General features: G+C 58.3%; 11 protein-coding genes. 2 read left to right on the top strand and 9 right to left on the bottom strand.

All coding sequences use genetic code 11. The features are described from left to right. Positions 1–172: 172 nt before the first annotated feature. The 5 genes from ACIO0C_RS26635 to colR all read right to left on the bottom strand — a co-directional run bounded on the left by ACIO0C_RS26635 (position 173) and on the right by colR (position 3901). Positions 173–400, bottom strand: coding sequence for a hypothetical protein (locus tag ACIO0C_RS26635; protein WP_401316662.1), 228 nt, complete (start codon positions 398–400; stop codon positions 173–175). A 2-nt stretch (positions 401–402) separates the two neighbouring features. After that, a complete protein-coding gene (locus tag ACIO0C_RS26630; protein WP_401316660.1) occupies positions 403–1116 on the bottom strand; it encodes a lipopolysaccharide kinase InaA family protein in 714 nt (237 codons plus the stop codon). A gap of 3 nt (positions 1117–1119) precedes the next feature. After that, positions 1120–1788, bottom strand: coding sequence for a class I SAM-dependent methyltransferase (locus ACIO0C_RS26625; RefSeq protein ID WP_401316675.1), 669 nt, complete (start codon positions 1786–1788; stop codon positions 1120–1122). 156 nt (positions 1789–1944) lie between these two features. Then, positions 1945–3228 carry a sensor histidine kinase gene (locus ACIO0C_RS26620; RefSeq protein WP_401316659.1) on the bottom strand — a complete coding sequence of 428 codons (1284 nt, stop codon included), beginning with the start codon at positions 3226–3228 and terminating at the stop codon, positions 1945–1947. After that, positions 3218–3901, bottom strand: coding sequence for a two-component system response regulator ColR (gene colR / locus ACIO0C_RS26615; RefSeq protein WP_401316657.1), 684 nt, complete (start codon positions 3899–3901; stop codon positions 3218–3220). The genes ACIO0C_RS26620 and colR overlap by 11 nt, the downstream gene beginning before the upstream one ends. A 219-nt stretch (positions 3902–4120) precedes the next feature. Here colR and ACIO0C_RS26610 point away from each other — a divergent pair, with 219 nt between their 5' ends. Beyond that, positions 4121–4864, top strand: coding sequence for a phosphatase PAP2 family protein (locus tag ACIO0C_RS26610; protein ID WP_401316655.1), 744 nt, complete (start codon positions 4121–4123; stop codon positions 4862–4864). Between the two features lie 74 nt (positions 4865–4938). Here the strand turns inward: ACIO0C_RS26610 and groL are convergent, their stop codons facing one another. From groL to ACIO0C_RS26590, 4 genes are all read right to left on the bottom strand, one after another. Then, entirely contained in the window at positions 4939–6585 is a 1647-nt protein-coding gene (gene groL / locus ACIO0C_RS26605; protein WP_180205300.1) for a chaperonin GroEL, read from the bottom strand. A 49-nt stretch (positions 6586–6634) separates the two neighbouring features. After that, a complete protein-coding gene (locus ACIO0C_RS26600) occupies positions 6635–6928 on the bottom strand; it encodes a co-chaperone GroES (protein ID WP_007985847.1) in 294 nt (97 codons plus the stop codon). A 248-nt stretch (positions 6929–7176) separates the two neighbouring features. After that, positions 7177–7653, bottom strand: coding sequence for an FxsA family protein (locus tag ACIO0C_RS26595; RefSeq protein WP_401316652.1), 477 nt, complete (start codon positions 7651–7653; stop codon positions 7177–7179). A 66-nt stretch (positions 7654–7719) separates the two neighbouring features. Beyond that, positions 7720–8451, bottom strand: a complete 732-nt coding sequence (locus ACIO0C_RS26590) for a HugZ family protein (protein WP_401316650.1) — start codon at positions 8449–8451, stop codon at positions 7720–7722. A gap of 159 nt (positions 8452–8610) precedes the next feature. On the opposite strand from ACIO0C_RS26590, the gene ACIO0C_RS26585 reads away from it, so the two are divergent. After that, positions 8611–9369 (top strand): SDR family oxidoreductase, encoded by a 759-nt coding sequence (locus ACIO0C_RS26585; protein WP_401316648.1) that lies wholly within the window; start codon positions 8611–8613, stop codon positions 9367–9369. Positions 9370–9411 lie beyond the last annotated feature (42 nt).

Here is a 9411-nt window from a genome sequence, read left to right as displayed (position 1 = left end):
AAAATCGAGTCCGAAAAGTCTGATTATGGCTGACAAGCGCCAACAGCAAGGGGGAGCAAGCTCCCCCTTCGGTTTTTACCGGACACTAGTGACGCAGAGCGTGGGAACGATCAGAGTCGGAAACAAAAAAGGCCTCGCATCAGCGAGGCCTTTTATTTGGGCTTCAATCTGTTCAACTTTGCGGCCTCAATCCTTGAGAAAGTCCGAACATGAACAGCAACAAATCATGATCGGGTTGAGTCGCGACGGATGCCTTGGCAACCCGTGGCAACGGACAGTGCGCATCACTGTGTACTGAACTTAAGACTTGCGTGCGGGGCTGCTCCCATGCCGCCACCGCGAGTGAAGCAACTGCCAAGGCTCCTATCAGAAACAAACCTCGCGCAACTTCAAGTTTCATTGCTATAAACCTTTGATAGCGCTGCCAAACGCCGTCTCATAAAAATAGACGAGTTTCTTCCAGTCCGTGGAGCTGAATGACGAGTGGCGGCGCAGCTGCTTCATGTCATGAGCAGCCGCCTGCCGAGCACTCAATCGCTGCCGGCATTTCTCCAGATCGATCAGGGCAACCTCGACTTTGGCAGCCTCGCCCTCACCGGTGACGCGAACGAATACGTGCTTGATATAGATGCAGCTGTGCTGCCAACGACCCTTGTGCATGCGCGCCAGGTTCTCGGCCAGGTCCTTGAGCACGCGATCGTGCACGACCTCACCATGGCGCTCGCGTCCGCCACCGGCGTACCAATGCTCGATTTCCTGGAAGCCGTCCAGGGACTTGGTCACCAGCAATGCGCGCCACTTGTGCACGGGATCGCGTTGAGCTTCGCAGAAAACGATTTCCGGAACTCGCACACCGAGCAGGCGTACGCCGGTGAGTGCATCACGCTCGCGCAACACCGTCGGCCGTCCGAAAGGGTGCAAGAGACCCCGATGGATATGGCCGGTCTGGCGTTTTACGTAGAGCAGTTGTCCATCACTGCCCATGAGGCGCTGCACGCCACTCTCACCACCGCGCCGGACGTTGGGCTCTTCCACCCATTCTCCGCGCTGATTCCAGAAGTAATCGAAGCGGTCCTGGGAAGCCAGGCCCGATCCTGCTGCACACTGCTCTGCCATCTGTTACCTCTTGCGTAATACGTAAACTCGCCACATGGCATAGAGCGGCAAAAAGTCGATACGTTCCTGGATACGGAAACCTGCCTGCTCAAATTCTTTTTCTACAACATCCGCCGGTAACACAAATCGATTTTGGTAACCTTCTTGCCCACGGGTTCTCTCCGCGCGCTTGCGTTTCCAGGCCTTGAAGTTGCCGTCGACCCATAGCGAGAGAATGACGCTGTCACGGCTGACACGCTCGAATTCACGCAAGATCGCCAGTCGATGCTCGGCTTCACCGATGTGGTGAAGCAAACGCATGCAGAAAATACTGTCGACGGCGTTATCCGGCAAGGCGATGTCGAATGCAGACGTCTGCAAGGGTTGTACCCGTTTCACCACTTCAGCCGGTTGCGACTGTGTAGCGATCTTGATCATGGACTCGGAATTGTCGGCACCGATGATCACGCGGTTGGGTTTTTCCGCCAGCATTGGCCAGAAACGCCCCGCGCCGCATGGCAGATCGAGGACCAGGCCCGGCTCGCCGACCAACGCCAGCGCCTTGCGCGCCATTTGTACGTCACGCCAGTGGGACAGGCGGCGACCCACGCCATCCTTATGTTTTTGCAGGTAACGTTGGGCGTGTTGATCGTCGTATTTGTTGGAAAAATCCAGTTTGATCGGTCCATCCACCATCTTCAATGTCTCCTGAGCTTCTGACACCGACCACCTTAGGTAGCGATATGTCGGTGCCAGGTCATGTGATTGTGAAAAATTTGTAATGGGAAACCTCGAATCGTTTCGAAGTTTTACAAAGGCGAAGATTTCGATCGACCCGCTATCGGCCGATCAACTCGCATTCGAGGTGTTGAACTGAACCTGAAAACGACAGCCATTGGGTTCCATGGTCGTCAGGCTGACGCTCCAGCCCTGGTTTTCACAAATCCGTTGTACTAACGATAGCCCAAGCCCGAGACCTTCTCCGCGTTTCTCGTTACCGCGCACGAAAGGTTCGAACATCGCTTCGCGTTTTTCCTCGGGAATGCCCACCCCACTGTCCTCGACCATGAACCCCATGGGCATCAGGCTCAGGCGGATAAACCCCCGGTCGGTGTAATGCAGGGCGTTACGCAGCAGGTTGCCCATGACCGCATGCAGGAGCGTTGCGTTGTAACGAGTTTTGTTTGGGGTTCCCTGGTCCACGATCAACTTGAGACCTTTGGCTTCGATCGGTCCGCGCCACAGGTTGATCAAGCCATCGGCCACTTCGCCCAGCGTTTGCTGCGCAGACATGCCGGCATCTTCGCGCTGAGCGCGGGCCAGCATCAGGAAGGTCTGTACCAACTCGCGCATTTCTTCACTGGCGCGGGCAATCCGCTCTACCTGGGCACGGCCGCGCTGATCGATACCGGGGTTTTCCAACAACAACTCGCAGGAACTGGCTAGCACCATCAAGGGCGTACGCAGTTCATGGCTGACGTCACTGGTGAACATGCGTTCGCGGGTCAGCGCCTGGCGCAAACGGCCAAGGGTAGCGTCGAAGGCCACGGCCAGCTCGCCCACTTCATCAGCCGCATAATCCGGCGCCAGTGGCGGTGCCAGCCCCAGCAACTGATCGCGATGACGTACCTGGCGCGCCAGCCTTACCACCGGCGCCATCACCTTGCGGGCCAGCACCCAGCCGAGGAACACCGCCAGCGTCAGACTCAGCACGAAGCCCACCAGCACTACGGCAAACAGCACCCGCTCGCGTTCTTCGAAGTCACTCTGGTCCTGCAACAGCACATACCGCCGGCCATCGACGATCTCGACCATCGCGTGGTACGACAGCTGCTCGCGGAAGACCTCATGGAAGCCCGAATCCAGATGCCGCAAATCCTTGGGCAACTCGAAATCACCCGGCCCGCCGCTGAAATAGAACAACTGGTCCGGTTCCGGGCGATGGCTCCAGTCCGAAACGTTGTCCATCAGCAACAGACGCTGCAGATCGCCGCCCAGGCCCGCCGAGATCAGTTTTTCTTCCACCAGGTGCACGGTGAAGACGATGCCCATGGCAAAGGCACCCGCCACCAGGGCGCTCATCAGCGCAAAGGCAATGATGATCCGTTGAGCAAGGCTCTGTTTAAACTCCATCACGCCCCTCGGCCAGGCGGTAACCCACACCGTGGACGGTTTGCAGCAGCGGCTTGGCGAACGGCTTGTCGATCACCTGGCGCAATTGATGGACGTGGCTGCGCAGGCTGTCGCTGTCCGGGCAGTCATCGCCCCACAGGGCCTCTTCAAGGATTTCGCGGCGCAGTACATGCGGGCTTTTCTGCATCAGTACCGCCAGCAACTTCAGGCCCACCGGGTTGAGCTTGAGCAATCGGCCTTCGCGGGTGACTTCCAGCGTGTCGAGGTCATAACTCAGGTCGCCGACCTGCAAGGTCCGGCGACCGCCGCCCTGGGCGCGCCGCATCACGGCTTCGACCCGCGCCGCCAGTTCAGACAAGGCGAAGGGTTTGATCAGGTAATCGTCGGCACCGGACTTGAAGCCCTGCAGGCGGTCGTCCAGTTGATCGCGCGCGGTGAGCATGATCACCGGCGTGTCGCGCCGGGCATCTTCGCGCAGGCGTTTGCACAGGGTGTAACCGTCGATGCCGGGCAGCATGATATCGAGCACGATCAAGTCGTAATGCTCGGTGGCCGCCAGATGCAAGCCTGACAACCCGTCCTGTGCGCAATCCACGGTATAGCCTTTGAGCCCCAGGTAATCGGCCAGGTTGGCCAGGATATCGCGGTTGTCTTCAACCAATAAAATTCGCATGGGCACCTTCTCCGTACACAGTAACGGCCGTCTTGGCCCGCGCAGCTTAAGGCCAAGTGTGGCTCAGGGCCAGAGTTGTGTGCAGTGGACTGTCTGGCGAAATGGCCGGCTCAAGCCTCAACGTTTTTTTCACTATCGGCTCACAAGTTGACGACAGGATCGAGCTCAGACTCCGCGCGCCTGCGTATTCAAGAACATTATACTGACCAAGGATTCGCCATGGTTTCGATCTCTGCACGCCCCGCTTCCCGACCGCTCAACTTCTGGGTGTGCCTGGGTGTTCCTGCCTTTGCAGCAATCATTTTGATATTGCTCGAACTGACGACCCTGGACATGGACCTGGCCAGGCTGTTCTACGACCCGGTCGCCGGGGCTTTTATCGGGCGACACAGTTATTTCCTGGAAACCATCCTGCATGATCGGGCCAAGCAAGTGGTCATCGCCTTTTCGGTGCTGGCTATCCTCGGTTTTGCCGGTTCGTGGTTCATGACCCGGCTCAAACCGTTCAAGCGCGAATTGGGCTGCCTGGTACTGTCCCTGGGGCTGGCGACTTCCTTCGTCACGCCGATGAAAGCGGTGACGGCGGTGCAATGCCCGTGGAGCCTTGAGCAATTCGGCGGTCACGAGACCTACAGCGAATTGTTGAGCCCGCGTCCGGCCACGGAAAAACCGGGCCGTTGCTGGCCTGGCGGTCATGCCGCGACCGGTTTCACCCTGTTTGCGCTGTTCTTCGTGTTGCGTGATCGCCGTCCACGCATGGCGCGTGCGGCGCTGGTTTTCGCCTTTACCCTGGGCTCGGTGTTTTCCATCGGCCGGATGCTGCAGGGGGCGCATTTTTTCTCGCACAACGTGTGGACGGCGGTGTTCTGCTGGCTGATTTGCCTGGGGGCGTATTACTGGGTTTTGTATCGGCCGGCGGTAAAGGTTGAACTTGCAAGTAAGGCCGAGCCGGTCAGCGCCTGACAGCAGATTGAAGCCAATAAAAAACCCCGCCTGCTTTCGCAGGCGGGGTTTTTTAGTACAGGGGTAAGGCTGGCTTACATCATGCCGCCCATGCCGCCCATACCGCCCATGTCTGGCATGCCGCCGCCAGCACCGCTGTCTTTCTTCGGTGCATCAGCTACCGCAGCTTCGGTGGTCAGGATCAGACCGCCGATCGAGGCTGCAGCTTGCAGAGCCGAACGGGTTACCTTGGTTGGGTCCAGGATACCCATTTCGATCATGTCGCCGTATTCGCCAGTAGCAGCGTTGTAGCCGAAGCTGCCTTCGCCGTTCTTGACCTTGTCGACTACTACGCTTGGCTCGTCGCCGGAGTTGGCAACGATCTGACGCAGCGGCGCTTCAACAGCGCGACGCAGTACAGCGATACCCACGTCCTGATCGGCGTTGTCGCCTTTCAGTTCGGTCAGTGCTTCCAGAGCACGGATCAGGGCTACGCCACCGCCAGGTACCACGCCTTCTTCAACGGCTGCACGGGTAGCGTGCAGGGCGTCTTCAACGCGGGCTTTCTTCTCTTTCATTTCGACTTCGGAACCAGCGCCAACCTTGATCACTGCAACGCCGCCGGACAGCTTGGCCAGACGCTCTTGCAGTTTTTCACGGTCGTAGTCCGAGGAAGTCTCGGCAACCTGGGCACGGATCTGGTTGATGCGTGCTTCGATGTCGCCTTGAACGCCAGCACCGTCAACGATGATGGTGTTTTCCTTGGACAGGGTTACGCGCTTGGCGTTACCCAGGTGCTCCAGGGTGGTGCTTTCCAGGCTCAGGCCGATCTCTTCGGAGATAACGGTACCGCCGGTCAGGACAGCGATGTCCTGCAGCATGGCCTTGCGACGGTCGCCGAAGCCTGGCGCCTTGACGGCTGCGACTTTGACGATGCCACGCATGTTGTTCACAACCAGAGTCGCCAGGGCTTCGCCTTCAACGTCTTCGGCCACGATCAGCAGTGGACGGCCGGCTTTGGCAACGGCTTCCAGTACTGGCAGCATTTCGCGGATGTTCGAGATCTTTTTGTCGACCAGCAGGATCAGCGGGCCATCCAGCTCAGCGACCATGGTCTCTGGCTTGTTGACGAAGTACGGGGACAGGTAGCCACGGTCGAACTGCATGCCTTCAACAACCGACAGTTCGTTTTCCAGGCCCGAGCCTTCTTCAACGGTGATCACGCCTTCTTTACCGACTTTTTCCATGGCTTCGGCAATGATGTCGCCGATGGAGTTGTCGGAGTTAGCGGAGATGGTACCTACCTGAGCGATAGCCTTGGTGTCAGCGCATGGCTTGGACAGGGCTTTGAGCTCTTTGACGATTGCGATGGTCGCTTTGTCGATACCGCGCTTGAGGTCCATCGGGTTCATGCCGGCAGCGACGGCTTTCAGGCCTTCGTTGACGATCGATTGAGCCAGAACGGTAGCGGTGGTGGTGCCGTCGCCTGCGTCATCGTTGGCACGGGAGGCAACGTCTTTGACCAGCTGCGCGCCCATGTTTTCGAAACGGTCTTCCAGTTCGATTTCTTTGGCTACGGAAACGCCGTCCTTGGTGATGGTCGGAGCGCCGAAGCTCTTCTCGATGATCACGTTACGGCCTTTCGGGCCCAGGGTCGCTTTTACTGCGTCAGCCAGGACGTTCACACCGGTGAGCATTTTCTTGCGGGCGGAATCGCCGAATTTAACTTCTTTAGCAGCCATGATCGATATTCCTTAAATACTTTGTAGTAACGGGAAAATGAGCGGGTAATCAGCCTTCGATAACAGCGAGGATTTCGTTCTCGCTCATTACCAGCAGGTCTTCGCCGTCGACTTTCACGGTGTTGCTGCCGGAGTAAGGACCGAACACAACCTTGTCGCCCACTTTCACGGACAGTGCACGCACTTCACCGTTTTCCAGTACGCGGCCGGTGCCTACAGCGAGGATTTCACCGCTGTTGGCTTTTTCAGCAGCCGAACCTGGCAGGACGATACCGCCAGCGGTTTTCTTTTCTTCTTCGCTGCGACGGATGACGACGCGGTCATGCAGAGGACGAAGCTTCATTGTCGATCTCTCCTAATTGTGGTTTTCATCGGCCGGTGTAGTCCCGGCGGGTTTAACAAAGTCCGGCGGTGCCGGGTGCGATTCGTCGAGCGAACCGCGGAAGTCTGTCTGGCGTGATCACCAGAAACCTTGCGGTGACCGATACATAAGGGCGCATAAGCTTATTACAAGGGCGGGGATCGAAAAATTTTTACGGCGGTCTCCCGAAAACGAACACGGCACCCGAAGGTGCCGTGCCGATAGGGGTGTTACTTGGTATCGCGGTGTTCGAACTCGCCTTCGATCACATTGGGCTCGCGGCCCAGTGGCTCGCGTGGCACAGGGCCGCCACGGGGCTGGAGGTCATCGGCGAACGCACGCTGGCGAATCGCTTGCTCCTCGGCTCGCTGGCGCATTTTATTGGCCAGCAGGCGACGACTGATCGGCAGCAGCATGATCAGGCCGATCGCGTCGCTGATGAAACCCGGAAGGATCAACAGGCCTCCGGCCAACGCCAGCATCAGGCCCTCGAGCATAGTCTGGGCCGGCAGTTCGCCTCGGTTCAGGCTTTCACGGGCACGCAGCGCCGTGGCCAGCCCCGCGACACGCAACACGAACACCCCGAACATCGAGCCGAGAATGATCAGCAGCAGGGCCGGGAAAAACCCGATCGACCCTGCCACCTTGACGAAGACGAACAGCTCCAACACCGGGAACAGCAGAAAGAGCAACAAAAAAGGGCGCATCAAATGGTTCCTCAACGCAAGAATGCCTTGCCAGTCTTCCCTAGATGACGTCGCCATTGCGTGAATTCAAGCGTCGGCCACGGCATTTTTCGGCCAATGTTCGGCGTGAGCCAGGAAAACCAAGGCCTCGCGAACTTGTGTCGGCGTATTACATGGCGCCTGGAACCGCAGCCAGTGGAGACTTTGACCGATGCGCAGGTGCATACCTTCGCTGTCGATGCCGACCATCTGCGCCGGCGGGGTTTTCGGCAGACCGGCCAGGTCGACGTAATGGGCAATGGCCTTGGCGTGATCGGCGTTCATGTGTTCGACCATGCTCACCTCGGCCTTGCCCGCAAAGGGGTTGGCCAGGATCAGGTCGTTGACCCAGTGAATCGCGCCAAAACCGCCGATGTACCGATGGCGTACAGGCTTGAGCACCCAAAAATCGAAATCGTGGGCCTGGTGATAGTTCTGCGAATCAGGGAAGTAGCGGTAATAACGCTCGGCGGCCGCTTCGATGGCCGCCCCGTCCTGAAGCTGTTCGGCCTCGGCCAGGTAGGTCAGCCGACCAACGGCTTGCACGTCTTCGGCCCCACGCTCCCCTACAAAAAGTGAGCATTTCGGGTCTTTTTGCAGATTATGGGTGTGTTGGGCGATGCGGCTGATCAAAATCAGCGGTCGACCCTCGTCGTCCAGGCAATAAGGCACCACAGAACCAAACGGAAAACCTGGCATAGACTTGGAGTGCGTCGAAAGCACTCCACGGTATTCCTTGAGAAGCAATTCTCGGGCATTCTTGGCCGCTTCAACGCTCAATTTATGACTCCTTATAGAGATTCCGTCTAAAAAACGGACGGGCGACCCGGGAAAGTCCCGGCACGCGATCGGGGGCAGTTCTGCAGCCAGGCCATATCAGGCGCAGATCGAGCGACGCTCTAAAAGGAATCCACCAGATCTGCTACCGGGGGCATACGAATGCAACTCACTGACAAAGTAATCATTATCACGGGCGGTTGCCAAGGTTTAGGCCGCTCGATGGCCGAGTATTTCGCCGCCAGGGGCACGAAGCTGGCGCTCGTGGACTTGAATCAGGAAAAGCTCGACGACACCGTCGCTGCCTGCACGGCCTTGGGCGTCGAAGCCCGCGCCTACTTGTGCAACGTGGCCAATGAAGAGCAGGTGAGCCACATGGTCGCCCAGGTCGCCGACGACTTCGGCGCGATCCATGGCCTGATCAACAACGCCGGGATTTTGCGAGACGGCCTGCTGCTCAAGGTCAAGGACGGCGAGATGACCAAGATGAGCCTGGCCCAGTGGCAGGCGGTCATCGACGTCAATCTGACCGGTGTTTTCCTGTGCACCCGTGAGGTCGCGGCGAAAATGGTCGAGCTCGACAACAGCGGCGCGATCATCAATATCTCGTCGATTTCCCGCGCCGGCAACGTTGGCCAGACCAACTACTCCGCCGCCAAGGCCGGTGTTGCGGCGGCCACCGTGACCTGGGCCAAGGAACTGGCGCGCTACGGCATTCGCGTGGCCGGCATTGCACCGGGCTTCATCGAAACCGAAATGACCCTGAGCATGAAACCTGAAGCACTGGAGAAGATAACGTCGGGGATTCCGCTCAAGCGCATGGGCAAGCCTGAAGAAATCGCCCAATCGGCGGCTTACATCTTTGAGAACGACTATTACACCGGTCGGATTCTGGAGTTGGATGGCGGGTTGCGGATCTAAGGCGTACACAAAATCAATGTGGGAGCGGGCTTGCTCGCGAAA

This window comes from Pseudomonas sp. NPDC087336 (assembly GCF_044744285.1).
Lineage (GTDB): Bacteria > Pseudomonadota > Gammaproteobacteria > Pseudomonadales > Pseudomonadaceae > Aquipseudomonas.
Note: the sequence above shows the minus strand (reverse complement) of the source record. Positions and strands in the feature narration are given on the sequence as shown.

Excerpts from the sequence above, each read along its gene's own strand:
- ACIO0C_RS26585 (WP_401316648.1), top strand. The coding sequence starts at position 8,611 with ATGCAACTCACTGACAAAGTAATCATTATCACGGGCGGTTGCCAAGGT.
- ACIO0C_RS26635 (WP_401316662.1), bottom strand. The coding sequence starts at position 400 with ATGAAACTTGAAGTTGCGCGAGGTTTGTTTCTGATAGGAGCCTTGGCA.
- ACIO0C_RS26595 (WP_401316652.1), bottom strand. The coding sequence starts at position 7,653 with ATGCGCCCTTTTTTGTTGCTCTTTCTGCTGTTCCCGGTGTTGGAGCTG.
- ACIO0C_RS26630 (WP_401316660.1), bottom strand. The coding sequence starts at position 1,116 with ATGGCAGAGCAGTGTGCAGCAGGATCGGGCCTGGCTTCCCAGGACCGC.
- ACIO0C_RS26600 (WP_007985847.1), bottom strand. The coding sequence starts at position 6,928 with ATGAAGCTTCGTCCTCTGCATGACCGCGTCGTCATCCGTCGCAGCGAA.
- groL (WP_180205300.1), bottom strand. The coding sequence starts at position 6,585 with ATGGCTGCTAAAGAAGTTAAATTCGGCGATTCCGCCCGCAAGAAAATG.
- ACIO0C_RS26620 (WP_401316659.1), bottom strand. The coding sequence starts at position 3,228 with ATGGAGTTTAAACAGAGCCTTGCTCAACGGATCATCATTGCCTTTGCG.
- colR (WP_401316657.1), bottom strand. The coding sequence starts at position 3,901 with ATGCGAATTTTATTGGTTGAAGACAACCGCGATATCCTGGCCAACCTG.
- ACIO0C_RS26610 (WP_401316655.1), top strand. The coding sequence starts at position 4,121 with ATGGTTTCGATCTCTGCACGCCCCGCTTCCCGACCGCTCAACTTCTGG.